The sequence below is a fragment of the Paenarthrobacter sp. 2TAF44 genome, assembly GCF_052114885.1.
Lineage (GTDB): Bacteria > Actinomycetota > Actinomycetes > Actinomycetales > Micrococcaceae > Arthrobacter.
This window is the reverse complement of sequence record NZ_JBFRFP010000006.1, coordinates 162239-188111: the sequence shown is the minus strand read 5'-3', so window position 1 is coordinate 188111 and position 25873 is coordinate 162239. Positions and strand designations below refer to the sequence as shown.

22 protein-coding genes are annotated in these 25873 nt (G+C 61.8%); 12 read left to right on the top strand and 10 right to left on the bottom strand.

Annotated elements, in window-relative coordinates; translation table 11 throughout:
• Positions 1–739 precede the first annotated feature (739 nt).
• The 7 genes from AB4Z15_RS08595 to AB4Z15_RS08565 form a co-directional block, all read right to left on the bottom strand.
• Positions 740–1108 (bottom strand): type II toxin-antitoxin system death-on-curing family toxin, encoded by a 369-nt coding sequence (locus AB4Z15_RS08595; protein WP_442016946.1) that lies wholly within the window; start codon positions 1106–1108, stop codon positions 740–742.
• Positions 1105–1311: a ribbon-helix-helix protein, CopG family gene (locus tag AB4Z15_RS08590; RefSeq protein WP_442016945.1), complete on the bottom strand. Its 207-nt coding sequence runs from the start codon at positions 1309–1311 to the stop codon at positions 1105–1107. Before AB4Z15_RS08590 ends, AB4Z15_RS08595 begins: the two co-directional genes overlap by 4 nt.
• Positions 1312–1436: 125 nt before the next feature.
• Positions 1437–2198, bottom strand: coding sequence for an SDR family NAD(P)-dependent oxidoreductase (locus AB4Z15_RS08585; protein ID WP_442016954.1), 762 nt, complete (start codon positions 2196–2198; stop codon positions 1437–1439).
• A gap of 40 nt (positions 2199–2238) precedes the next feature.
• Positions 2239–2460, bottom strand: a complete 222-nt coding sequence (locus AB4Z15_RS08580) for an SDR family oxidoreductase (protein WP_442016944.1) — start codon at positions 2458–2460, stop codon at positions 2239–2241.
• Entirely contained in the window at positions 2355–2801 is a 447-nt protein-coding gene (locus AB4Z15_RS08575) for an SDR family NAD(P)-dependent oxidoreductase (protein WP_442016943.1), read from the bottom strand. The genes AB4Z15_RS08580 and AB4Z15_RS08575 overlap by 106 nt, the downstream gene beginning before the upstream one ends.
• 147 nt (positions 2802–2948) lie before the next feature.
• Entirely contained in the window at positions 2949–3905 is a 957-nt protein-coding gene (locus AB4Z15_RS08570; RefSeq protein WP_442016942.1) for a LysR family transcriptional regulator, read from the bottom strand.
• 29 nt (positions 3906–3934) lie between these two features.
• Positions 3935–5149, bottom strand: coding sequence for an MFS transporter (locus AB4Z15_RS08565; RefSeq protein ID WP_442016941.1), 1215 nt, complete (start codon positions 5147–5149; stop codon positions 3935–3937).
• A 304-nt stretch (positions 5150–5453) separates the two neighbouring features.
• On the opposite strand from AB4Z15_RS08565, the gene AB4Z15_RS08560 reads away from it, so the two are divergent.
• The 7 genes from AB4Z15_RS08560 (at position 5454) to AB4Z15_RS08530 (ending at position 11985) form a co-directional block, all read left to right on the top strand.
• A complete protein-coding gene (locus tag AB4Z15_RS08560; protein ID WP_442016940.1) occupies positions 5454–6473 on the top strand; it encodes a VOC family protein in 1020 nt (339 codons plus the stop codon).
• Entirely contained in the window at positions 6473–7414 is a 942-nt protein-coding gene (locus AB4Z15_RS08555) for a fumarylacetoacetate hydrolase family protein (protein WP_442016939.1), read from the top strand. Before AB4Z15_RS08560 ends, AB4Z15_RS08555 begins: the two co-directional genes overlap by 1 nt.
• Complete coding sequence (locus AB4Z15_RS08550) at positions 7411–8418, top strand: cyclase family protein (protein WP_442016938.1); 1008 nt, start codon at positions 7411–7413, stop codon at positions 8416–8418. The genes AB4Z15_RS08555 and AB4Z15_RS08550 overlap by 4 nt, the downstream gene beginning before the upstream one ends.
• Before the next feature lie 65 nt (positions 8419–8483).
• Complete coding sequence (locus AB4Z15_RS08545) at positions 8484–9608, top strand: FAD-dependent monooxygenase (protein WP_442016937.1); 1125 nt, start codon at positions 8484–8486, stop codon at positions 9606–9608.
• Entirely contained in the window at positions 9605–10681 is a 1077-nt protein-coding gene (locus tag AB4Z15_RS08540; RefSeq protein WP_442016936.1) for an amidohydrolase family protein, read from the top strand. Before AB4Z15_RS08545 ends, AB4Z15_RS08540 begins: the two co-directional genes overlap by 4 nt.
• Before the next feature lie 10 nt (positions 10682–10691).
• Complete coding sequence (locus AB4Z15_RS08535) at positions 10692–11693, top strand: fumarylacetoacetate hydrolase family protein (RefSeq protein ID WP_442016935.1); 1002 nt, start codon at positions 10692–10694, stop codon at positions 11691–11693.
• 109 nt (positions 11694–11802) lie between these two features.
• Positions 11803–11985, top strand: coding sequence for a hypothetical protein (locus AB4Z15_RS08530; protein WP_442016934.1), 183 nt, complete (start codon positions 11803–11805; stop codon positions 11983–11985).
• A 195-nt stretch (positions 11986–12180) separates the two neighbouring features.
• Here the strand turns inward: AB4Z15_RS08530 and AB4Z15_RS08525 are convergent, their stop codons facing one another.
• Genes AB4Z15_RS08525 through AB4Z15_RS08515 form a run of 3 tightly spaced genes read right to left on the bottom strand, consistent with a single transcriptional unit; the run spans position 12181 to position 18794 of the window.
• Positions 12181–13728 (bottom strand): family 43 glycosylhydrolase, encoded by a 1548-nt coding sequence (locus AB4Z15_RS08525; RefSeq protein WP_442016933.1) that lies wholly within the window; start codon positions 13726–13728, stop codon positions 12181–12183.
• A 27-nt stretch (positions 13729–13755) separates the two neighbouring features.
• Positions 13756–16929, bottom strand: coding sequence for a glycosyl hydrolase (locus AB4Z15_RS08520; RefSeq protein ID WP_442016953.1), 3174 nt, complete (start codon positions 16927–16929; stop codon positions 13756–13758).
• Between the two features lie 5 nt (positions 16930–16934).
• Positions 16935–18794, bottom strand: coding sequence for a glycoside hydrolase family 3 protein (locus AB4Z15_RS08515; RefSeq protein WP_442016932.1), 1860 nt, complete (start codon positions 18792–18794; stop codon positions 16935–16937).
• 193 nt (positions 18795–18987) lie between these two features.
• On the opposite strand from AB4Z15_RS08515, the gene AB4Z15_RS08510 reads away from it, so the two are divergent.
• The 5 genes from AB4Z15_RS08510 (at position 18988) to AB4Z15_RS08490 (ending at position 25827) form a co-directional block, all read left to right on the top strand.
• The gene (locus AB4Z15_RS08510) at positions 18988–20247 is read left to right on the top strand and encodes an ROK family transcriptional regulator (RefSeq protein WP_442016931.1); all 1260 of its coding nucleotides are present in this window, start codon (positions 18988–18990) and stop codon (positions 20245–20247) included.
• A 318-nt stretch (positions 20248–20565) separates the two neighbouring features.
• Positions 20566–22083, top strand: a complete 1518-nt coding sequence (locus AB4Z15_RS08505) for an ABC transporter substrate-binding protein (RefSeq protein WP_442016930.1) — start codon at positions 20566–20568, stop codon at positions 22081–22083.
• Positions 22084–22163: 80 nt separating this feature from the next.
• Positions 22164–23099: an ABC transporter permease gene (locus tag AB4Z15_RS08500; RefSeq protein WP_442016952.1), complete on the top strand. Its 936-nt coding sequence runs from the start codon at positions 22164–22166 to the stop codon at positions 23097–23099.
• Complete coding sequence (locus AB4Z15_RS08495; protein WP_442016929.1) at positions 23096–24943, top strand: dipeptide/oligopeptide/nickel ABC transporter permease/ATP-binding protein; 1848 nt, start codon at positions 23096–23098, stop codon at positions 24941–24943. The genes AB4Z15_RS08500 and AB4Z15_RS08495 overlap by 4 nt, the downstream gene beginning before the upstream one ends.
• Positions 24940–25827 (top strand): ATP-binding cassette domain-containing protein, encoded by an 888-nt coding sequence (locus tag AB4Z15_RS08490; protein ID WP_442016928.1) that lies wholly within the window; start codon positions 24940–24942, stop codon positions 25825–25827. Before AB4Z15_RS08495 ends, AB4Z15_RS08490 begins: the two co-directional genes overlap by 4 nt.
• Positions 25828–25873 lie beyond the last annotated feature (46 nt).

Here is a 25873-nt window from a genome sequence, read left to right as displayed (position 1 = left end):
GTTCACCTCGGTCACGGACCTGATGCGCAAGATCCGGCAATTCATCACCGGCTGGAACAAACGCAGCCACCCCTTCACCTGGACCAAATCACCCGAAGAAATCCTGGCGAAAGCCAAGCCAAAGACAACTTCAAACACGCGGCACTAGGAGGGACAAGGGTATGGCTACAGTGGCTCGCAATATAGAGGATTTAAGTGTGGACAATGTACACACCCCTTTTGGCCTGACAAAGCAGCGCCTAACCCGGCTTCCTCACGTCAGGAACGAGCCGGAGCCGGGATCTTTGACGCAGGATCTCGAAGTCATGTTGTGCTCAGCCCGCCTACCCATGAAGAGGTGTAGGCCAACTAGGACCTACCGGACGAACGAAGAGAGGACCCGCATAGCCCCAGTTCAGAGCCAGCGGAGGGCCCGCCAGCCACGATCCTGAACCCGCTCCCCCACAACCGAACAGGCGACCCGCGGCGCCAGGCACACCCCGCGGCGCGTGTCAGAGGGACCTGACCAACTGATTTGTACACACGTTAAAGCAAAAACCCCCTCTGACGAGGGGGTATGCCGTGCCCGAGGTGGGACTCGAATGGGATTCCAGGCCTTGGCATTGCTGGGAAGTTGCGGAAACATGCGGAATCCGGGCCAGTCCAGCTCCGGTACGACCCGATCCGAGACGCAAAGTGTGGACAGCGTCCATACCCACATCCCGTTGCTTCAAAGGCCCTGGCCGGACTGCATTCGGGGCTAGCGCGAGACCAGATGCTGGGAAATAAGCGCGGCGGAGTCCCGCAATTCAACAATTCCTTCGGCGACTCCGACCACGAGGTCGAAGCCCTCGTCAGTCGTGAAGTCATGGCGGTAGCCGTTGATCCACAACAGCAGGACCATGAGCGTCCAGGCGCTGCGCTTGTTACCGTCAAGGAGCGGATGGAAGCGGGCCACCGACTCCAGCAACGCGGCCGCCTTCATCGCCAATTCAGGATAGGCCTCAACACCCATGACCGTTGTCGCTGGCCTGGCCAGTGCCGAGGCGAGCAGGCCCACGTCGCGGATGTGGAACCCGTACCGGTCGATTACCTGCAGTGCATCCTCAATGTCGAGGTACGCGGTCACGCGTCCTCAAGGCGGGTCAGCAGCTCGGCGTCGTGGCTCATGACGAAATCAAGGCCCGCACTGATCTCACGCCGGCGCGCGTGGCGCTGCAAGACAAGCTCGGCACCCTGCAAGAGCAGCGCCGACTTGGAGGTATGTTCTTCGGCTGCGAGCTTCTCCAGCCGGCGATCGAGGTCTTCCGGGACGCGGAGATTCATTGCCATGCCGCAATGGTACCAAAACGGTACAAACGATCAGAGGTAGACGCCTAATCTACACTTACCACCCCGCGAAAGCGGCCCCGAGCGCACCAGACATGTCACGGTGGTTTGCAGGCGGACCGTGCCGTTCAGCGTAGGGCGTCGGAGACTGATTTCGCTCCGCCGTGGCTGCTTTGCCCACCGTCTACCGGAAGGTCTACGCCGGTGACGAATGCAGCCATGGGACTGAGGAGGAAATGCACGACGGCGGCCACTTCCTCCGGCGTTCCGGTGCGGCCGAGCGGGGTCTCGTTGATGGTCGCGTCCCTGAACGCAGGGTTTGCTCCTGCCGTCATCGGGGTCTCGATGAATCCAGGATGAACGGAGTTGACCCGGATTCCCTGAGCCCCAAGCTCTGTTGCCGCGGCGATAGTGAGTCCCCGAAGGGCCCATTTGCTGGCGGTGTAGGCCACCGGATAGTGTCCGCTGAGGGCTGCCACCGAGCCGACATTCACTATCGAAGCCCCTGACGCCATCAATGGGAGGCAGGCCTGCATGCCCAGCAAGGCCCCTGTCACGTTCACTTCCGATACCGCGGCGAGGTCAGCTGGGGTGGCCTCAAGGAGGCGGCTGCGGCGGGTGATGCCGGCGTTGTTGACCAAGCCATCAAGCCGGCCGTACTCATCCCGAATGAACCGGGCCAAAGCCGCCCAGGCTTCGGACTGTGTGACGTCCAACTGTCGATAGACAATGCGTCTTGGGTTTTCCAGCGCCGCTTCCGCCACCGCTGGGGACGATTCCGCAGTCAGGTCAGTCGCGATTACATTGGCCCCGGCTGTAGCCAGCATCAAGGTTTCGGCCAAGCCTTGGCCACCATTGGCGCCGGTGACCACGACGGTCCGACTAGTCATGTCAATCACTGCAGAGTTGTCCTTTCGTTGTCCGGGACTGTCAGCCGGGGAGCACAGCGGACCAGCCGCCGTCGACCATGAGGTTCGCGCCGGTCACGTAGGAAGCGTCGTCTGAGGCGAGGAACAGCGCACACGCGGCCACCTCCCCCGCTTCACCTACCCACCGAGGGGAATGTGGGTGGCGATACGCCGCATGGGATGGTCTTTGGCCAGGAGGTCCGCTTCCGTGGCCGGCGTTCGGATCATGCCCGGGCTGACACAATTGACGCGGATCCCTCGAGGAGCGCCTTCGGCCGCCAGTTGCTTGGTCATAGCCACCACTGAGCCTTTGGTTGCTGTGTGTGCCAGGCGCCCGTTTGTCACCGATCCCGTCACCCCTGCGGTCGAGCCGACAAGTACGACGGCGGATTGGCCGGCTTTGGCGAGAAGCGGCCAGAAGTGCCGTACGGGAAGAAAAACGACGTCCACCTCGTGCCGGAAATTCCACGTCCAGTCCTCGTAGGCGATGACCTCCAACACCGCGAAGCGAGTGGCGGCAGCATTGGCGTAGAGCACGTCGACCCGTTCATACTGATCGTGCACAAACCGGGCCCATTCGAGCACGGAAGCCTCGTTGGTCAGGTCAACACGGTGAGCCGGAGCGGCGGTGCGGTGGTGTCGAGTGTCATGCCTCCATCCTCCGGCCAGGGAAACTATTGAGGAATGACTCGTTTCGAATACGAAGTATCCATCACGTGGATAGTGGCCGTGTCAGCTGGCAGGAACTGCCCCAACGGTGACGGGATGCGCCTTCACCGGGAAAATCTCATGGAGCTGGGAACAAGCGCGCTGCACCACGGAGCGAAGCCAGACGTTTGCAGGGTCCTCCGTCTGGGAGGGGTGCCAGTACATCGCCTCCACCAAAGCGGCTTCCAACTCCCCGGCGAACTCGAGAACCTTGATAGATGCCCCGCGCTGCGCCCTCGACGCCAGCATGCGCGGAACCAAGGCCACCAAGTCCGTGCCCTCGACCAACAGCGGCAGTGACAAGAAGCCAGCCACCACCGCCGCCACGCGGCGGCGGACCCCGCGGGACTCAAACAACTTGTCCGCCGGCGTGCTAATGCCCTCACCGAAATACCCGACAGCGTGAGGAACCTCAACAAGGTCCGCCAACGTAAGTGAGGGCAAGGTGAGGAGCGGATTTCCTGCATCTGCCACAGCCACGAAGCTGTCACGGAAGAGCTGCTTGGAATCACCCTTCATGCGGTAACCGGTAGGGCCCACCAACAGGTCCATCCGTGAGTACTCAGCGAGCTCGCCCCGCAGGCCCGAGGTGGGTACGAAGTCCACCACCACGCGCGGTGCCTCCTGTTGCAGGATTCCACGCAGGGGCCCCACGATGAGCGCGGCCGCATAGTCGGACGCAGCAATGACAAACTCCCTTTCGCTCGTAGCGGCATCAAAACCCGATCGAACGCGTGTGGCCCGCTGGACGTGAAGCATTGCTTCATCGACCAGCGGGACCAATGATTGTGCGAAGGGAGTGAGATCGTAGGTGCGGCCATTACGAACCAGCAGTTCGTCGTCGAAATGCCTTCTGAGCCTGGCCATCGCCGCACTGGTAGCCGGCTGGCTGAGCTGGAGCCGTTCCGCTGCCCGGGACACATTCCGCAGCTCCAGTAGAACCTGCAGTTGGGGCAATAGGTTCAGGTCCAGGTTCTTCATTTCCCTAGGTTATCCAGCCGCCGGCAACTTTACTGGCTGATCGTGACCAACCGCGGCCCCCGGACAAGAATGGCCACCAAAGCAAAGGCGCAAGCCACGCCCAACGCCCCGAGTGCAAGACTGAGGTTCCCCAAACCGGCAGCAGCCGCGCCAAGGACAATCGGCGTGAGGAACTGCCCGATGAACAGCGTTCCCGTCCAGATGCCGGTACCGCGGCCACGCTGGGAGTACGCCAGGCCGTTGACCGCCCACGTCAGCAGCGTCGGCAACAGCACTCCTGTCCCGGCACTGGCGATAACGGCGCCCGCAATCGCCAGGGGCACGTTCCCGGCCAACGAGACCAGGCAAAGCCCGACGGCGGCAAGTCCAAAAGCGCCGATCAGCAGTTTCCGAGTACCCAGCTTGGCGAGGTAACGGAAGGAGATAGCGCCTGCTGCAGTGGCCAATGAGGCGATCGCAGCGGCGCCGCCGATAAGCCCGGTATCCGTCACGCCCAAGCCGGTGATCACATACGGCAAGTGAACAATCAGTGCGTAGAACACTATTCCGCCGAACAGCGTCACAGCGGCCGGGGCACCAATCTGCCGCCACGGCACCGGCTGTTTCGCCGCCGTCGTGTTCTGTACGTGGCTCTTTGCCGGTTCCCACAGCTTGAAGACCATGGGCACGGTCAGCACGGCGCTGACAGCGTAGAGCCAGAACGGAGTCCGCCAACTGATGCTGCCCAGGGCGCCGCCCAGGGCAAAGAACGCAGTGGCTGCCATCGCGCTGACCATCGTTTGGAGACCCAGGTATTTGTTCCGCTGCTGTCCTGAATAGTAGTCGGTGATCAGCGTGGTGCAGCAGGTCATAATGGCCGCCTCGGCAATCCCTACGCCGACTCTCGACAACGCGATGGCGCCCAGGGAATCCAGCCACAACGGTGCCGTCCCAAAAGCGGCGTACGCCAGCATCGCAAAGACGAGGAGCTGCTTGCGTCCCATCCGGTCCGCTACATAGCCCGCGAGGGGCGAGAACAGTGCTACGAACAAAGCCGGCAAGGTTAGAACCAGTGGGACCAGGATCGCGACACCTGCGGTATCGGCAAAGACCTGGTTCAGGGTGGGGAGGACAGGTGCCAGCAGTACGGCGCCCAATATAGGCATGCAGCTGCCCGCAACCAGCAGCCCCGCCTGCGTCTTTCCGGCCGTTCGGCCGTCAGCTGGTGGACGGGTCTCGATCGTAGTTTGATCCATGGTGCTCATTGGTGTTCCTTCGCCTTTGAAGATGATCCCCCAGGACGTGGCAGAGGTGCCGGGAGGGACTGCACTCACTGTGGCAAGGCGCCCGCAGGCGGAGAATAGCCGTTTCCGTATAGCTGCTATTTGTTCGGTTGATGGTTGGTTTGCCTAGGTCGGGCCGAGAGTGCCACGGAAGGCAACCCGGTATTCGCGCGGCGGATAGTTGCTATCAGATAGTTGCCCTTCTCCGAATACGTGATGTGACTCATGGTTGTTAAAGGACCTGCAGATCACTGTCCGAGCCATCAGTACTTAGAAGGAATTCATCGTGGAAACTCCCCTCTCCCATCTTGCCCACCTCGAGATCACCACTCCGGACGTCGAAGCCTCGGCACGGTTCTACGAGGAAAAGTTCGGCATGCGCATCATCGACCGTCTGGATGGCAACGTCTACTTGCGGTGCTGGGGCGATTACTACCGCTACAGCCTGGTCATCACAGAAGGACCCGAAGCGTCCCTGGGCCGTATGGCATGGCGCACCAACTCGCAGGCCGCACTGGAAACGGCAGCAGCCCGGGTTGAAGCAACCGGCGTGCAGGGTACCTGGACTGCCGGTGGCCACGGCTTCGGCAAGGCTTACGAGTTCACTGGCCCCTACGGCCACCACATGCGCCTGTTCTATGACGTAGAGAAGTTCGTTGCCGAGCCCGGCTTCGAATCCACCTACCCCGACCGTCCTGAGCGTCGCAGCAGCCACGCCGCCGCTCCGCGTTTCCTGGACCACGTAACTGTGGCTTCCTCCGATGTCCGGGGTTTTGCCAAGTGGTACAACGAAGCTCTCGGCTTCCGTGTCATGGCCTTCGTAGACCTGGACGAAGCACCCATCACCGTCTTCTCAGTACTGACAACCAACGAGAAGTCCCACGACCTCGGCGTCGTCTTGGACACCTCCCAGCGCACTGGCCGCGTCAACCACATCGCCTTCTGGGTGGACGCCACCGAGGACCTGCTCCGCACCGCCGACGTCATGATGGAAAACGGCACCCCCATGGAATACGGCCCCTCCATTCACGGTGTGGGCGAGCAGAACTTCCTCTACTTCCGCGACCCCTCCGGCCTGCGCGTGGAACTGAACTCCGGCGGATACCGGAACTACGTCCCGGACTGGGAAGCCAACACCTGGAAGCCGTCTGAAGGATCCAACAACTTCTACAAGAACGGCGCCATGCCGCACTCCATGACCGAGTCCTTCCCGCCGGCAGAAGGCTTCACCGCAACGGAGGAAGGCGCTTCCGCGGAAATGAAGGAAGCCCTCCTGAACCCCTACGCAAAGCAGGGCCGGGGCTAATGACGCAGGCACACTATGCACTGGTCCGCTTCCAGGAACCGGGTTCAAGCAAACCGCGGGCTGGCTTGCTGGTCGGTGACCGCGTCCTGCCCCTGGACAGTGACATCAACTCGCTGATCAAGCACTGGGACACTACCGAAAGCGAACTGGACACGTTGGCTACGTCGGCCGGCGAAGAGACAGGCCTGGCGCTCGCCGCCGTCGACGTCCTTGCCCCGGTTGAACCGGCGCAGGTCCTGCAGACCGGCGCCAATTACCGCAAGCACGTCATCGACTTGGCCGTGGCACACCGCGACGCCGGCCAGGATGCTGAGGAGGTGCGCGCCAAGACCGCTGCGATGATGGACCAACGGGCAGGTCAGGGAACGCCGTACTTCTTCATCGGCCTCCCCACGGCAATTGCCTCCGCTACGGACGACCTGACACTGCCGGCCTACTCCAAGTCCCATGACTGGGAGTTGGAGCTCGCGGCCGTGATCGGTAGAGAGGCCTTCCGTGTGAGCCCCGAAGAGGCCCTTGAATATGTCTTTGGGTACACCATGGTCAACGACATCACCACGCGCGAGTACGTGTTCCGCAAGGACATGCCGGCCATTGGTTCGGACTGGTACCGGGCCAAGAACGCGCCTGGTTTCCTGCCCACCGGGCCCCTTCTGGTGCCGGCCAAGTTCTTCGGTGATCCGCAGGATGTCCAGGTCACGCTGAAGCTCAACGGCAAAGCCATGCAGGACGAATCAACGCAGGACATGATCTTCGGTGTCGCCAAGCTTGTCAGCGAAGCCTCCCAGACGATGCCCTTGCGCCCGGGAGACTTGGTCCTGACAGGCAGCCCAGCGGGCAACGGCCAACACTGGGGCCGGCTCCTCCAGGACGGCGACGTCATGGAAGGCACCATCACCGGCCTCGGCACCCAACTCATCCGGTGCAAGGACGAACAGTGACCACCGATGCTGTGAACGTTGCCCTGATCCAGCGGAATGATCCGCTGGCCAGTATCACCGCCGCCGCCAAGCAGTACAACAATTGGGGACGCTGGGGCGAAGAGGACGTCCTCGGTACCCTCAATTTCATAGACAACGGCAAGCGCGTGGAGGCGGCGTCGCTGGTGAAGTCCGGCGAGGCTTTCTCCTTGTCCCAGCCGTTCGACACCAATGGACCACAGAAGGGGTGGCGCCGGCGCACCAACCCCGTCCACACCATGACGGACACCGGGGTGGACGCCGAGCGGGGGAACCAAGGTTTCCCCCACGGCTTCGGGGGCGCCGATGACGTCATTGCCATGCCGTTGCAGTGCTCTACCCAGTGGGACGGGCTGGGCCATATCTTTGATCGTGGCAAAGCCTGGAACGGCCGCGCCGCCGGCGACGTCGTCACCTCCGAGGGCGACCTCGTCACCGGGATAGAAACCGCTGCCGCCAAGATCGTCACCCGCGGCGTTTTGCTGGACGTCGGCCGTGCACTGGGCCCGGAGGTGGGACGTACCGACGGTGAACTGCCCGATGGCTTCGCCATCACCCCGGAACACCTGGAACGCACCATTGAACGTCAGGGCCCCAGCTCCGCGGTTCGCCGTGGCGATATCGTGGTGATACGCACGGGCCAGTACACCCGGGTCCGTCGCGACGGGTGGGGCGATTACGCTGGCGGTTCCGCGCCGGGTTTGTCGTTCAGCGCGGCGCCATGGCTGCACGCCTCGGAGATCGCCGGAATCGCTACCGATACGTGGGGATTCGAAGTCCGGCCCAACGAATTTGAGGGCGCCTTCCAGCCACTCCACCAAATTGCCATCCCCAATCTGGGGCTGTTCCTCGGTGAGATGTGGGACCCGGATGCACTGGCAGTAGCCTGTGCCGCGGACGGCAGGTATGACTTCATGCTTACCGCAGCCCCGCTTCCCATTACCGGAGCTGTCGGTTCACCGGTCAATCCCATCGCGGTTCGGTGACACCCTGTCCGCAACCGCACGCGACACAATAGGCAGTAACGCCGTCGACACAAAGGAGTCTTCAGATGGCAGCAGTACAAAAGGTTGGAATCGTCGGAGCGGGAGCTGCGGGACTGACCGCCGCCATCCTCCTTGCCGACGCGGGGGTCGACGTCGAGATTCTGGAGAAGGCTGCTGAGCCGCAGACGCTGGGTTCGGGCATCACCTTGCAGGGCAATGCCCTGCGGATCCTGCGCGAACTCGGCGTCTGGGAGCAGGTGGAAGCGAAAGGCTACCCGTTCAGCACCCTGGGCCTGCGCGCCCCCGACCCTGCCGGCACTACCATTGCCGTGCTTGAGGACATCAGGACGGGAGGCGACGACCTGCCTGCCACCTTGGGCATGTACCGTCCCGACCTGACCGCGATCCTGCGCGAACGCGCCCTGCAGGCGGGCGCCCGCATCACTTTCGGCAAGACGGTTACGGGCATAGAGGACGACGGCGGCAGCGTCACCGTGCGTACCTCCGACGGCGGCAGCACCCGCTACCACCTCCTCATCGGTGCCGATGGGCTTCATTCCGCAGTGCGCAAGGCCATCGGCATCGGCGTCGAACCCCAGCCCACTGGCATGGGTATCTGGCGGGCCTTCGTGGAACGCCCCGAGGATGTTGTTCGGACCGATCTCACCTACGGCGGGCCCTGCTTCATTGCCGGGTACTGCCCCACCGGGCCCGACTCCATCTACGCCTACCTTGTAGAGCGGGCGCAGGAACGCAAGCACGAGGACGGTCCGCGCATCATGGCCGAACTCGCGGCAGCCTACGGCGGCCCGTGGAACGAGATCCGGGCCAATCTGAACCATAGCGCGCGCATTAACTACACCTGGTTCACCACGCACCTGGTGGATGGACCGTGGAATCGCGGCCGCACTGTGATCATCGGGGACGCCGCGCACAGTTGCCCGCCGACGGTCGCCCAAGGTGCCGCCATGGCCTTCGAGGACGCTGCGGTGCTCGCCGAACTTCTCATTTCAGCCGACCACCTCACGGAAACCCTCTGGAAAGAGTTCACCGACCGCCGGTTGGAGAGGGCTACGGCCGTCGTCAAAGCCTCAGTTCAGCTTGGCCAATGGATGCTCGATGGCGTCCGCGATGCAGACGTCCCCGGCCTCATGAACTCGCTCTCCACGATGTTGAAGGAACCCGCATGAACAACTTTGGCAGTAATCAACACCCCACTGTGGATGTGCACGCCCACGTCCTCATACCTGCCCTCCAGCAGTTGGTGGCAGAGAAAGACCCGCAAGGTTTCAGCGATTTGCAGGCGCTGGAAGTCAAGCGAAACGGCCCGGAGTCCTTGGCCAACTCCGGCCGCATGATCAAGGAACGGTGGCCTCAGCTCACGGATTTGGATCGTCGTCTGGCTGACATGGACGCCCAAGGCGTGGATGTCCAGCTCGTCTCACCATCGCCGTCGCACTTCTATTATTTCGCCGGCGAAAAGCTTTCCCTCGAGCTCGCCAAGCAGGCCAATGAGGCAGTACGTGACTTCGTGCACAGCGCACCGGACCGGTTGAACGGTCTCGGGCTCGTGCCATTGCAGCACCCCCACCTCATGGTCGAAGCACTCGAACACGCCGTCCTTGAATGTGGCCTCCTAGGCGTGGAAATTGGCTCTTTCGCAGCCACGCAGACCGACACCGAACGCAGCACCGTGGAGCTTTCCGATCCCCGGCTTGAACCTTTCTGGAGCCGGGCTGTGGAGCTGGGCGCCATAGTATTCCTGCATCCTTTCGGCTGTTCCCTGGACGAACGCCTGGACCGCTTCTATCTTGCCAATACCGTCTCCCAGCCTGCCGAGAACGCCGTCGCGCTCTCCCACCTGATTTTCAGCGGAGTCCTGGACAGGCACCCGGGCCTCAAGATCCTTGCCGCGCATGGGGGTGGTTACCTGCCCACCACCATTGGCCGATCGGATCACGCTTGGAAGGTCCGCACCGAGGCGCAGCGGTGCGCCGAATCGCCGTCGTCATATCTGCAGCGGATCTTCTTCGACTCCCTGGTGCATAGCCCCCGCGAACTGCGCGCCCTCGTTGAGGTCGCAGGCCCCGGGCAAGTACTGCTCGGCTCGGATTATCCGTTCGATATGGGCGCCGGGAATCCTGTTGACGAAGTCCACGCAGCCGGGCTCCCCACGGCCGACGCCGTCAAGGTTCTTGCCGGCAATGCCGCGGCGCTCGGCATCACCGCCGCCGCAGCTCTCGCCGCCCACCCCCCAGCGTAAGGAAAAACCCATGGTTAAGATCGCCCGCTGGACGTACGACGGCGGCACTCACGCCGGGTTCGTTGATGACGGCTGTTGCTTCGAGTTACCGGAGGGACAATCCGTTAACCACTTGTTGGGTGCCGGTTTGGCGAGAACGCTTGAGATCGCCGCAGAAACGCTTCGCGGCGCACCTTCCGTCGCCCTCGTGGACGTACAGTTGCTGGCACCGCTGGAACCGGCCACCATCCGGGACTTCGTTGCCTTCGAAGAACACGTGGAGGGTGTGCGCAAAAGCATCGACGGCGTAGCTGGCGTGGTGGCTGAGTGGTACGAGGCGCCCACGTTCTACTTCACCAACCCGCACACTGTGACGGGCACGGGCGAAGTGATTGGAATTCCGGCGGGATGCAGCGAACTGGACTTCGAAACCGAGGTGGCCGCCGTCGTCGGGCACGTGCCGGGAAGCGACGGCGCGAACCTGTCCGCCACAGACGCACACCGGCACATCTTCGGTTACATGATTCTCAACGACTGGTCTGCACGCGACCTCCAGCGGCGCGAAATGAAGGTCAGCCTCGGACCCTGCAAAGGCAAGGACTTTGCGAACACTCTGGGTCCGTGGATCGTGACGGCCGATGAGTTCGAGCACCTGCACGATGAGGAGGGCTTCCTGCCCATCTCCATGGCCGTGGAAGTCAACGGGCAGCCGATCGGTCAGGATCTGCTGTCCAACATGGGCTGGCCGTTCGCCGAACTCGTGGCATACGCATCGCAGGACTCCGTGGTGCGCCCGGGCGATGTTCTCGGCTCCGGGACGTGCGGCCGCGGCTGCCTGGCCGAGCTCTGGGGACGAAACGGCGCCAAGACTCCCCCGCCACTGAAGACCGACGACGCTGTTCGGATGACCGTGGAGGGAATCGGCAGCATTGAGAATACTGTGGGCGAACGCCGCGAAGCCGTGACGCGGGTCGCCGCCCGGAATCGGCCACGTAACCGGGCCGTACTTGCCGATACCCCGGCCATCCGCTGACGGTCCTAGGCTTTCAGATATCGGGGAGCCGTGGCTGATGATTTCTCAAATCATTAGGCACGGCTCCCTCATTAGTTGAGATAGTCGGGTTGTCTGCTAACAGACCTGGATGCAGCTCGCTTACCGCCGTTCCTCCGCGGCCACCACCGGCGTGAATTTCGGAGGCCCATTCCACCACATACTGGCCGTCATTGTCCCGGAAACCCCTGTCGTTCCAGCCGACGTCAAAGGAAAGCGTCCTGGTCTCGCCGGGTTGCAGAAGATCACTACCATGGGCAGGCGTGGAGACTAATTGTTGCGGATGCGCTTGATGGTCGCCCCCTGCGCCGTCCTCAATGTAGCGACCGCTCCTCGCGCCCAGTAGCGACCCGCGACCCCAGTCCAGTCAGGTACCAACAGTGGCAGGGTGGTTGTGCGCCCTTCCTAACAAATTAAAGTGGGCGTGCCGGACTTCCCTTTCTCAAATGCAGGCGCGGTAGCCTGTCGCTCAGTCATGGAGGGCACGGTAGGTGAAGTTCCTGAACCGTACTTCCCCAGTCCCGGCTGCGTACAGTGCCGGGCGCAGGCTGAGGAGTTCGTCGGCGGTATTTGTGTTGTAGCCCTCTACGTTGAAACGCAGTCCGTGCCTGGTCCAGTCGGTTCCGTTCAGGCTGTAGTACTGGGTGACTATGTGGTTGTCGTTAACTATTCGCAGGTACATGGTCGCGGATGCAGGCGCAGGTTCACGCCAGTAAGGAATGGCCCTGCCTGCGCGGTAGGTGGTCATATGACCGCCGTCGTGACCCATGCCGCAGAACAGGCGGTCGCTGTAATACAGCAGCATGCCACCTTGGGCTCCGTCATTGACGTCCATCTCCACAGTGATCTCATAGCGCCGATCGCCGACGATGCACGTTAGGGCCGAGCTGTCAGAGGGGCCTGATCCGCGGGCTTGCAGAACCAGCCCGTCGTCAAAGGACGCTCGAAGGTACTCGTCCTTGGACGGGGCGTGAAAGGACCATTGGGTTCCAAAGCGCTCAGTGGAGAAATCATCGGACAGCGGCACTCCGTGGCTCTGGTCTGCTGCCGGGGAACCAGCGGGCAGGGGTGCGGGCAGCGGCAGCGACAGGTCTCCCCCGCCTGCCCTGGGCCATCCGTCCTCGGCCCATGTGATGGGTTCCAGGAGCGTTTGCCGGCCGAGGGTGGCGAACCCTTTTTCGTAGCCGTGATAGATGCTCCACCATTGACCGTTAGGGCCCTCAAACAGGGTGGCGTGTCCCTTGCTCCACCACGGTTCATCCGCATCCCATGTCCTGATGATCGGATTGCGGGGGCAGTCTTCCCACGGGCCGTGAATGGAGCGGGAGCGGGCAACGGTGACCATATGCCCGGTGGGCGGACCTGAGGTGCCGCCTACCGCCGTCGTGAGGTAAAACCATTCGCCCCGGCGGGTCAGTTTTGGCCCCTCGAGTGCGTAGGCTTCAACCACCCAGTCCTCGGGATAGCGCCAGCCGTCGTAGACGTGCTCCACTTCTCCGTCGGTAGCCAGACCATCGTCGGTGAGCCGAACGCGGCTGACTCCGCTGAGGAACAGGTAGCGGTTGCCGTCCTCGCCCACCACGTGCCCCGGATCGATGTGCCCTTCAATGCCCAGGCTGATCGGCTCGCTCCAAGGTCCCGCCATGTTCTCGGCATGGATGACATAAATCAGCACAGGCGCAGTCGGGTCCGGGGAGATGGCCGTGGGAATGATCGGTATGTAGATGAAGTACCGGCCGTCCACTTTGCACATGTCCACCGCAAACACGCAGCCGATGGGCGTGGAAAGGGCCGGTCCCAGCGGTTGCCAGTTCAGCAGGTCCCGTGAGTGCCAGATGATGAGTCCGGGTGTGGACTCAAACGAGGAGAAGGTCATGTAGTAGTCATCGCCGTCGCGCAGGATGGCCGGGTCCGGGTGGTCCCCTGCGAATACCGGGTTCAGGTACGTGCCATCGCCGAGATCGGCCCGGCGCTGGCCCTCCAGGCTCATAGCGAGCGGCGTTGCTTGGTGTGTCATAAATTCAGTGCTTTCACTAGTGGAGATTTACGGGCGGTGTTTGTAGATCAAGCTCAGTGGCCCCAGTAGACCTGCCGGCTGGATTTCGGCTTCATGGTTGAAGACGCCCGTCATAGGTGGGTAGAGCGTGCCGGTGTTGCTATGGGCTTCGCCAATCAGCCGGTTGCGCCACGGATTGGTGACACTGATCTGGATCCGGTTCGTCCCTGGCCTCAGGGCGTTGGTGTGCACCCTGTAGGGAGCAGTCCAGAGAATTCCTGACTCTTCCCCGTTGATTTCGAGACGCGCTATATCAGCAACATCGGTGAACTGGACAGCGTGAGGGAGCTCGGGGCCGTGGAGCTGGAACTCCACCACGTAGGTGGCTGTCCCGGAGAAGTGTTCCGCCCCGATTCGGGGATCGGTCCAAAAGGTGGCGTGGGCAAGCTGTACCGGATCGGAGCCGGGGATGGTGAGGGTCCATTCTCCGGCGGCCTCGGTAACCCGTTCTTTTTCGGGACGTGGATCCGCTTCGCCTCTGAGAATGAAGAGCGAACCATAAGGGGGCAGACGTACATCGAAGCCGTCTCCACCCTCGGATCGGATGAGGGCACGTTGGCTGAGTGTCACTGGGTCCCAGGCCACTAATCCGCCACCCATGTTCCGCAGCCCCACGGTGGTGCGCAACTCTTCGTTGACTGGGTTGGCGATGAAAAGCAGTGGTTGATCGCCGTCCATCCATCGAGCGATCCGCCGTATCCGAGGGTCTCCTACGATCACGCGTGGTGGGAAATGCTCCCGAAGCACGGAAGCCAGATCTGCTGTGGCGAAAACCTTGCTGCTGTTCGTGCTGCCGTTCGGACTGTCCCAAATGAGGTTGCACAAACGCTCGTACTCGGTGTCCTGGTCAGCCAGTGATCGCTTGGCCGTTGGGCGTTCGCCCACCACGGTTGCCCCCTGTTCCACCAACTGCAGGATCGCTTGGAGGGCGCCTGTGCTCATCCTGTTGCTGGCACCGCCGAGGTAAAGAAGTCTGTAGTGGGAGGTGCCCGCCTGCAGTTCGCCCGCCTGCACGTGCAATACCGTCCTGAGTGCATCCGGTCCGATGTAGTCGTAGTCGTAGTCAGCGGGAACGTCGTCATTGAATGCGCTGCCGAAAAGCCCGGTGACGGGGGCTTCCTCGCCGATGAAATAGGCGATGTCCACTGCTGGACGGCCCAGGGAAAGAAGGTGCGAGCATCGGGCCAGATAGTCCACCCATGGCTTGGCAGAGGACGCCCAGGTTTCGTTGCGGGTAAAGGATTGGCCGAGTGAGGGTGCCAGAGCGATTCCGGGTGGTGGTACCTGAATGGGTTGGTGCGGGGAAGTATGGATGCAGAAGCGGGTCACCCCGAGTGCCAGTTGAAGGTCAGCCACATGCTTCAGGGACTTCGGTGAATCACTCCAGGGGTTCCGTCCTGAGGTGAAGGCTTCGGAACCGGTGTGGCTTCGTCCGTAGACATGTGCCACCGATGACGCACCTTTGAGGTCTGCGACGTAAGTTGGCGCGGGATCCGCTTCAGCGTTGAAGGTCCACATGGCCCCCATGGGGATATCTGCGTGAGAGCGCATGGCCAGATCATCGCCGAGCTGCGGCCTGCGGTCTTCCAGCGCCTCGGCGTAGTAGATCGCGCCACGCTGATGTGCTTCTTCGGACAACGTGCCGTAATAGGACGCTGCGAAGACTTCTGCGAGTGTGCAACGAAAATCGGCGAGGAAGAGGTCGCTTGAGTAGGCGTCCTCCACCAGGAATCCGGCTGTGGTGAGCATCCAAGGGGTCATGTCGTAGCCGCGAAGTCGGAGGAAGCCGGCATTGAGGTGATCTGTGATGTTCTGAAGTCCGGCCTCAATGCTGTCGCTGAGCAGCCCGTCAATCGGTATGTCCTCGAACTGGGCCAAGTGGGTTGAGATGTAACGCCGAACTCTCTCACGATCGAGTTTGTCCACTTCGAGTCCTGTGGCTTCCGGGAGCGCCGGACCGTTGGTCTGGCCCGTGAGGGAGGAACCGAAGCGAACGACTCTCCACTTGCCCTCGGGAAGCGGGCTGGTAAGCCTGCCCTGTGAAAGCTGACTGCTGACGTCAACGATGCTTGCCAGCGGCACTGCAGCGAATGCTGCACGCGGGTCGGTATCAAGGTGGTCGTAGTCCAGTGCGGTGGCGAAACCACTCTTCGCCTCCCGGTGGGCGGGCATGCCGGATTCGTAGAGTGCGAATCCTTTGACGGCGTACTCGCTGAGCGGCCGGAATACAGGCGGGGGCACCACTCCTTTCTCGAACCCTGCCAGAACGGTCGATATCCCGTCGGCTTCGAGCCGCAACCGGAAGTGCGTCCCACTGACCGGTGGGAAAGACATGCTCCGCGAAGGGCATTGTGTCGCCGGCAGGGTGCAGATGGTGACGTATTCGCCGTCGTCCCCTCGGACCTGCAGGGTGGCCGTTGCGGGCGGAGCCGCGCCGAAGCCGTGGGGGCCTGGGAGCTCGATGACGCAGGAACGCACCGTTACGGGAGTGGCAAAGGACTGTTCAATCCAGGCCGCGGAGGGGTTGTCCGGGTCACGGGCCAAGCGGAAACCGTCGACGGCGGCAGCAGGGTTTGCGGTGCCCGCTTCAGTAGGTGAGTTGGACGTGCGTACGAACGCGGGTTCCAAAGCATCGTGGGTGCTGTGGAACGGGATGGCCAAGGCGAAGAGGTCTTTGGCATCTCCCGAGCCTTTATGCGGCTCAACTCCCCACCTTGGAGTGTTCTGATAGGGTCCTGCGATGTCCGGGAGGTTGTTGAGCTGGGGCAGTTCGCCGCCTTGGACCACAGTCTGGGACCACACCAGCTTGCGCATGGCGTCAGCCTTATCAACCCAGGGAGCCCCGGAGGCGCTCCACCCTGCAGACGTGGCAACAGTGAAGTCCAAGCCGAGGTCGTGGGCCGTCGCCACGGCAACTGCAACGGCTTCGCGCCACTGCTCGCTGCCGGGAATCACGGCCTTTTCCACCACCAAGGGATTGCCAAGCGCCCCGTCGAAGGCCTGTACCCCTCGGACGCCCACCGAATGGAGCCAGCGAAGGTCAGCGCGAATGCCGTCGAGGTCCACGTTGCCGTCCATCCAGTGCCACCAAGCACGCGGCCGTGCCGAATCGGGGGGATCAACGAACGCACTCCAGAGAACTTCGCTCGATTTCCTATCCATCCCGGTCACGTCAGCATCCCGGATTCCCTCCGGGAAGTTGACGGCAGGCTGAGGCCGGCACCGTACGGGTAGAGCGGATCTTTGGTGTCGTTGGGGACGTCAGGATGTGATGCTTCGACGGCGGCCATGGAGCGGGGCAGCTCGATCGGCAGCCGACCTCGGGGAGGAATAGCGCCTGTTAACGCGTCGAGCAAGGCAGCGTCAGAAGCGCCGAAGTTCACGGTGACGGCCTCTGCGAGCTCATCGAACGGGGTCAGGATCCCTGCTCGTTCGAGATAGACGTCGAGGATCACGGGGAGTTCTGCTGCAAGTGCTCGCACCCGTGCGATCTCCTCGTCCGGGAAGTCGAGGCTACCCTGGTGCGTCATAGCGTCCAGGAAATACTCGTTGCGCGGCTCGTAGGGGACAGTGAGGCGCACGAGAGCTACGTCGGCGTCCTTCTTGTCATCCACAAGGATGACCCGATCACCGACGACTTCCGGGTTGACGCCTTCGACGTATACCCGGGTGTCCGCTCGCAGCGGCAATACACCAGTGTTTTTCAGGACGGTGACGGCCTCCGCCTGGGCGCGGTGCCCAGCAGCCCGGAAAGACTCGGAACCCACAATGGTTGCAACGTCGTTCTCGTCGACGTACGGATTGTCGAACAGGCCGAGTTCGAACTTGACCTGCAAGACTTTCAGCGCTGACGCGTCCACGCGCTCCTGCGAGAGCCGTCCGCTGGCCAGCAACTCAAGGACCAAATCCGTGCAGGACTCGCCCCCGAGTTGATCTGCGCCGGCGTCAAAGAGCTTCTCAACACGCTCAATGCGGCTGAGGTGCTCCACACCCCACGCCTTGGCAGGGAACGGCAAGCCAAAGACTTCAAGGTCTGTGACGAGCTGCCAGTCAGTAAGTACAACCCCATTGAACCCAAGATCTTCGCGTAGGAGTGTCGAGATCAGGTATTTGTTATAGGCGAAGCCCACTTCCTCCACGGCTACGCCGTCAATGACCAGGTCTTTCGCCAGTGAGTAGTAAGGCATGATCGCGCTGGTACCGGCGGCGATGGCTGCTCGGAACGGTGCCAGGTGCTCTTCGAAGTTGCCCCCTGGATAGACCTGAGCTTTGCCTTGTGGAAAGTGGGGATCCTCCCCGTCTTCTTGCGCCCCGCCTCCCGGGAAATGCTTTGCCGTGCAGGCGACGCTCGTGGATGACAGCTTCTGGCCCTGTAGACCTGCGATCAACAGCGACCCGTACTCTGACGTCACCGCTGAGTTTGAACTGAAGCTCTGCAATTGACGCGCCCAGCGCGGATCAGAGGCCAAGTCGATCTGCGGGTGAATAGCTGCACGAAGTCCGACGGCCACATATTCGCTCCTGGCTGTCTCGGCGAATTCACTGACTAACGCAGGATCGCCGATGGCTGCGAGGCCCATGGGCTCGGGCCACTGTGAGAACGAGCCGGTTGCGAAGACCATGCCATCGTTCTGCGCGAAACCATGGCGGGGATCGGTGGCAAAGGTGATGGGAATCCCGTGGGGAGTGAGCTCTGCGAGTTCCTGCATGGCGTTCTGCCAACGCGCCATGTGTTCTGCCGAAGGGAAGCGGCCGATATTAAAGTGGTTAATGGACTGGCCTACTACAAAGTCGCGAGGAGTCTCCGGCCCGAAGGGACTCGCGGTGTCGTGGTCACCCGGCTTACCAACAACCATCACCGTGTTGAACAGTAGCCCTACTTTTTCTTCTATCGACAAGCGTTCGAGCAGATCCTTCGCGCGGCTCGCTGAGTCAAGGCGCGAATCTTCGTAGGGGTCCATCACTCCGTTGCCATTCAGGTCGCGGTACTGGACACCGTCGTCATTCGTGCTCGTGGGCCGTCGCATAAAATCTCCTTGCTAGATGGGAATTTGAAAGAGTTTATCCGATGACCGGCAAAAGTTGCTAGACTTTTCTTGTTTGGTGACGTGGAATTGGAGCATGATGGCACCTGTGAGTGCCCGGATGGTTCCACAAAACGGACAGGATCCATCACCACAGCGCTGACGCAGTGGGCGCGAGCACCCAGGAAGAGATTCAATGGCAATTGAGAGATATACCGGACTCGCGTCCGTACTGGAGACAATCCGTTGGCAGGACGGCATTACGCAGGCCAGCCTCACTGATCAGGTGGGGCTGGGGCGCAGTGTTGTTGCGGAGCGGGTTGCAGAACTCGAACAGATCGGGCTTATCCATTCCCCTGGCCGCGCTCCCTCTACGGGCGGGCGGACCGCCAAGCTGTTGTCGCTCAACGCTCAGGCCGGCTACGTCATAGGCGTGGACATTGCGTCCAATGAAATGGTGGTCAGTGCTTCCGATCTGGCCGGCGCCCTGCTGGGCACCCGCCACCGGGAGCTATGCGAGATCAGCGAAGGGCCCGAGCGGATCCTGGCCCAGGCCAACTCGATTATCGAAGAAGTAGTCAGGGAGCGAGGCGGCAACAACTTGCTGGGGATCGGCGTGGGCCTCTCCGGTCCGGTCAATTTCGACACCGGCACTCCCGTTGGCGTACCGGTCATGCCAGGTTGGGAGGACTACCCCGTGCGGGAGGAATTCGCGGCGCTCTGGCCGGTTCCTGTTTGGGTGGACAATCGCGTTAATCTTCTGGCATTGGCTGAAATAGAGAGCAACCCGCGGGCTGCCAAGGCAAAGCACCTGCTGTATTTCGGGGCCGGCGCCGGGGTTGGAGCTGCCCTCATCACCGATGGCAGGCTTTACCGGGGCTCCCATGGCTTGGCGGGTTCCATTGGCCATGTGGCCGTTCCGGAGGCTGGAGTGGTTGCCTGCAGGTGCGGGCGCACAGGCTGTCTCGAGGCCGTCACCAGCGGATGGGCGATAGAGCGGGACGGCTTGATGCTAGCGGAAACGGGACGCAGCCCCTACCTCGCGCAAGTCCTTAAGGAGACCGGACGTGTTCGCGCCTATGACGTGACGCTGGCCGCTGAGCACGAAGATGCCGCCGCGAAGGAGCTGCTCAACCGAACAGCGGCACTCCTTGGAAGCAGCCTGGCAACTCTGGTTAGCTTCTTCGCTCCTCACATGTTGGTGGTTGGCGGTGGCATTGCCCGGGCCAAAGACATCGTGCTCAAGCCCATACAGCAAGCCGTCCTTGAACGGCTGCCCTCCACGGGTGCACCGGACCTGCTCGTGGAGTTATCTGTCCTTGACGAGCAGGTAGGCGGCGTCGTAGGTGCCGCCCAGCTTGTTCTTGGCGAGCTCTTCTCCAAGGACAACCTGCCCAGGCTCCTGGAGCGGTTGACGCAACCCGCGGGTCTAAGCGATGAAGGGCTTTCCGCATAAAATATTCCGAAGACCGGAAGAAGTTGTTGACTTCTTCCGGTCACCGGATTATCGTTGTAACAGGCGCCACAAAGCGCTCAACCAGCAACATAAACCTCAACGGCGAGGGAGACCGAGATGGAGCACACCACCTGCATCCCGCGGCCCTGCGCCAGTACAGCATTCAAGGAATCCGAAGGATTTCCTGTGAAGCCAGGCGCCTTTCAAAGGCATGTAAGCCACCATTCATCGCAGTACTTATCCATCTCCGTAGCGTTGTCGCCGGAGAACAGTCGGATCACTCGAAGCTGAGCTTTCGACACCTTGTCTAGGAGAAACATGCGCAAATTAGTCGGCATCGCCGCCGTCACAGCCGTCCTGGCGCTTACCGCCTGCACCGGATCCTCCCCTGGCGGTTCCGCCGCCCCCACTGAGCTGGACATCGCAGCTATCGGAACACCTGAGTCTTTCTCGCCGGGTAACTTCGGCACCGGCCCCACAACGTTATTTTTGCAGCCCGTGTACGACTCCCTCTTCCGGAACACCAATGAGGGAGAACCGGCCGAGAATATCGTGACCAAATGGTCCTACGATGACGCCCGGACCAAGCTCTCCCTCACTATCAGGGAGGGAGTCAAATTCACCGATGGGACGGCCCTGGATGCCGCAGCGGTGAAGGCCAATCTTGATTCCGCCCGCAAGGGTACCGGTGAAGCAGGTGGGCAACTGCGCTTCATCCAGGATGTCACCGTCACGGACGCCACCAACCTCATGGTCACGCTCTCCGCTCCGGATCCCTCGCTCGTGCCGAACCTGGGCGGAACCGCCGGCGTCCTTGCCAGCCCGAAGGCTTTGGGAACCCCGGCGCTGGACACCACTCCCGTAGGTTCCGGCCCTTATATCCTGGACGCCGCAAAGTCCCAGACCGGCAGCAAGTACGTCTACACCCGAAACGCTGACTACTGGAACGCCAAAGACTTCCCGTTCGACACTGTGGAAGTCACCGTCTTCAACGACAACAATGCAATCCTCAACGCGCTGCGGGCCGGTGAAACAGACTTCGCAGTAGTGACCGACAAGGATTCGAACAGCCTCAAGTCAGCCGGCCTGAATATCCAGACCAGCCCCGCATACACCACCAGCGGTCTCTACTTGTTCGACCGCAAGGGTTCCCTGGTTCCTGCTCTCGCCGAGCCCAAGGTCCGCCAAGCGATCAACATGGCCTTGGATCGCGACGCCATCCACGCGAAAGTCTTTGCTGGCAAGGGAAAGGCCACCAGCCAGGTCTTCAGTTCCACCAGCGACGCCTTCATTCCTGAGCTGGATAAGAGGTACCCCTTTGATGTGGACGCCGCGAAGAAGCTCCTGGCCGAGGCTGGTTACGCAAACGGCTTCACCCTGCCGATGCCGGATGTGTCACCCATCTACCCCGACCAACAGGCAGCCGTAACTGAAGCACTGACCGCCATCGGCATTACCCCGCAGTACCAGCCTGTGAACGGGCAGACGTTCATCTCGGATCTGTTGGCAGGAAAGTACCCCGCAGCGATTTTCGGACTCAACAGCCCGCGCCCGTGGGATTTCGCCCAGATTGCACTCACTCCCGAATCACTCTGGAACCCGTTCCACGTCTCCGATCCCACCGTGGTTGACCTGATCAACAAGGCTCAAGGCGAAACCGGTGAGGCCCAAACCGAATCGTTCCGTCAACTGAACACCTATTTGGTGGAGCAGGCCTGGTTTGCGCCCTACATCCAGTCTGACAACGTCTTCGCAAGCAACGCTGAAATCACTGTCACACCGCAGCGCTATTCCACTATGCCACCGCTTTGGGGCTTCACCGCCTCGAAGAAGTAGCAAGTGGGCGGCCGGCCCATCCAGGCCGGCCGCCCCTACCCATCCCTCATCTTCCCGAAGCCCAAGGAGCTGCCGTGCTGATGTTTATCCTTCGCCGCCTGGCCTCAGGACTGGTGCTCATGTTCGTTATTTCCACTGCGACGTTCTTCCTCCTGAACCTGACAGGGCAAGACCCTGTCCGTCAGGTTCTGGGGCCAGTGGCTTCGGCCGAACAGGTGGAGGCCAAGCGCCAGCAGCTGGGCCTTGATGAACCGTTGATCACCCAATACTTCCAGTGGCTCGGATCAGCCGTCCGTGGAGATTTGGGTCGGTCCTGGTTTACCAACCAGTCCGTGGGAGAACTGCTCTCCCAAACCCTCCCGCCCACCCTTTCCATGGTGATCGGGTCACTGATCCTCGCTGCCTGTTTCGGAACCTTGATCGGTGTGACAGCGTCCTTGCGCCGGGGACGACTAGACCATGGTCTCCAAGTGGCGTCCACCTTGGTTCAGGCGATTCCGGGCTTCCTGGTGGCCCTGGTCCTGGCTTTGGTTTTCGCTGTCCAACTTCGCATGCTCCCGGCTACCGGGTTCACCGCTTTCAGCGATTCTCCCGGCAAGTGGCTGGCCTCCATCACGCTCCCGGTGATTGCCCTGGCGTTGGGTTCTGTGGCATCCCTTGCCTTGCAGGTCCGCGGATCGATGATCGATGTCATGCAGCAGGACTTTGTCCGGACACTGCGCAGCCGTGGCCTCCCCGAGCGCAGCGTCGTGGTCAAGCATGCCCTGCGCAGCGCCGCAGGTCCGAGCCTGACAACTGTTTCCCTGATGTTCATCGTGGCCATCTCCAGTTCGGTGATCGTTGAGAAAGTTTTCAATATCCCCGGAATCGGCACCCAGGCCAGCAACTCTGCCGGCCGCGGCGACCTTCCCGTTGTGCTCGGGATCGTCCTGGTCACCGTGGTACTGGTGGTCGTCGTCAACCTCCTCGTCGATCTGGCGCAAGGCTGGATCAATCCGAAAGTTCGTGTCTCATGACCGATAACCTTGTCACCGGCACCCGCAAGTCGCTTGAAGTGGTTAGCTCCGCACCCCAAGGCGACAAACTGATCAAGAAGTTTCTTCGGGAACCCTCAGCAGTGATTTCGCTGGTGTTCCTCGCTTTGCTGGTGGTCGTGGCCATCCTAGCGCCGTTGATCTCTTCCTACGATCCCACCGCCACCCGCCTCGCCGATGTCCTGGCACCGCCTTTCACCCCCGAGCATCCCTTGGGCGCTGACGGCGTGGGGCGCGATGTGCTGGCCAACCTCGTCTACGGCGCCCAGACCAGCCTTTCCAGTGCTGCGATCGTGATCGCCGTGAGCTTGCTGATTGGCGTGCCAACCGGACTCCTGGCAGGTTACCGCCAGGGGTGGATCGACGGTGTCAGCATGTGGATCAGTGGTGCCCTCCTGTCGCTGCCGGCGATCGTTGTGCTCCTTGTAGTGCTGGCCCGCGTAGGACGCAGTACCTCATTGGCGCTCGTGGTGTTCGGCATACTGATCGCCCCCTCGGTGTTTCTGCTCATCCGCGGCTCGGTCCGGGCGGTGCGGGAAGAACAGTACGTGGACGCAGCCCGGGTCTCCGGTTTGAGCGATATCCGCATCATGGTTCGCCATATCCTTCCGGTGGTCATCACGCCCACCATCATCCAGGCGGCACTGTTGGCAGGCGCCGGTATTGGAATCGAAGCCGGTATCGCCTTCCTCGGCCTTGGCTCGTCCGACAAAGCCAGTTGGGGCCTGATGCTCAACGATGCTTCGCAGAACATCTTCAACGCTCCGTGGCTGCTTCTCTGGCCAAGTGTTGCACTGGTGCTGACTGTCATGGCCTGCACGTTGGTAGGTAATGGCTTCCGCGACGCCTTGGCCAACTACGGATCCTCAGCCGGCAGCGTCAAGGCAGTAAAGACTGCCAAGCACACCGGCTCAACTCCTGAACCCGCCCTGCCACTGGAAAAGGCGCCTGTGGATCCGGGAGACACGCTCCTGGCCATCAACGACCTCCGGGTTTCCTACCCCCGCCCCAACGGTGAGAAATCCGACGTCGTCAAAGGTGTTTCCCTCAGGGTGGAGCGCGGCCAGATCCTCGGCTTGGTAGGAGAATCCGGTTCGGGCAAATCGCAAACCGCCTTCTCGGTCCTGGGTCTCTTGCCCGGGCAAGCCCACATGACTGCGGGAACCCTGAGTTTCGCCGGAGAGGATTTGCTCGGAATGACTCCGAAGGAACGCAATCGCCTGCGCGGCGCGCGGATCGGTTACATCCCCCAAGAGCCCATGAGCAACCTGGATCCCGCCTTCCGCATAGGATCCCAGCTCACCGAGCCCATGCGACACCATCTGGGAATCTCGGCGAAGGCAGCAAAAAATGAAGCCCTCAGACTCCTCGCCCGCGTAGGCATTCCTGATCCTGAGAGGGTCTTCAAGTCCTACCCGCATCAAGTCTCGGGCGGAATGGCGCAGCGCGTGCTCATCGCCGGAGCCGTTTCCTGCAATCCAGAGCTGCTCATTGCCGACGAACCCACCACCGCACTGGACGTCACGGTGCAGGCCGACGTGCTGGACCTCATTCGCGGCCTGCAGGCCGAACGGGGCATGGGCGTCGTCCTGGTTACCCACAACTTCGGAGTGGTAGCGGATCTTTGCGACCAAGTGGCCGTGATGCGCGACGGACAGATCGTGGAGGTGGCTGCAGTGACTGACCTGTTCACGAACCCCCGGGAAGAGTACACGCAGCTCCTCCTGGACTCCGCGCTCGATTCCACCTCGAAAACGCCGGCCGACCACCCTGTCGAGACCGACACGACCAACGACATGACCACCGAGACAGAAGGTGCACGATGACTTCCGTCAACCAGACCTCCTTGCCGGAAGCAGAACCCCTCCTGCGGATCACTGACCTGACGGTCGACTACAGGATCGGCGGGTTCGGCAGAAAACGGACATTCCGGGCATTGCAAGGCGTGAGCCTGGACATCAACGCCGGAGAAACCCTGGGACTCGTAGGCGAGTCCGGTTCCGGTAAGTCAACCATCGGCCGTGCCGTGCTCGGGCTCGCGCCTGTGACCGGCGGCGACATCCGTTTCGACGGCAGGTCAATCACCAAGCTCAGCAAGAAGGAACGCCGGGCATTGAGCAGCGACATTCAGGTGGTTTTCCAAGATCCTTACACCTCCCTGAATCCTTCAATGACCATCAGCGACATTTTGTCCGAGCCGATGCAGGTTTCCGGGACATCCAAGGTTGATGCTCAACGGCGGGTCCGGGAACTCCTGGACGTGGTGAATCTGCCCTCCAACGCCAGCGCCCGCTACCCTCGCGAGTTCTCCGGCGGGCAAAGGCAACGCATTGCCATTGCCCGGTCCCTATGCAGGAATCCCAAGCTCATTGTGTGTGATGAGCCGGTCAGTGCCTTGGACTTGTCCACCCAGGCACGGGTTCTTCAACTTTTCTCCGACATTCAAGAGCAGACCGGAGTTTCGCTCCTGTTTGTCACTCACGATCTGGATGTGGTGCGGCACATCAGCGAGCGCGTCGCAGTGATGCGCCGGGGAGAAATCGTGGAGACAGGCATGACGGAGCGGGTTATTGCCGAGCCGCAGCACGCCTACACGAAGGCACTCCTCCTGGCCTCACCTATCGCCAACCCGGCCCGGCAAGCCGAGCGGCGCCGGGAACGACGACTTTTCCTTGACGCTCAACCCGCACTGTCCACAGCTGCCCGCTGAGCAAACCACCAGGGCGTGACGCCCTCCCTTCTACAGACTCCTGGAG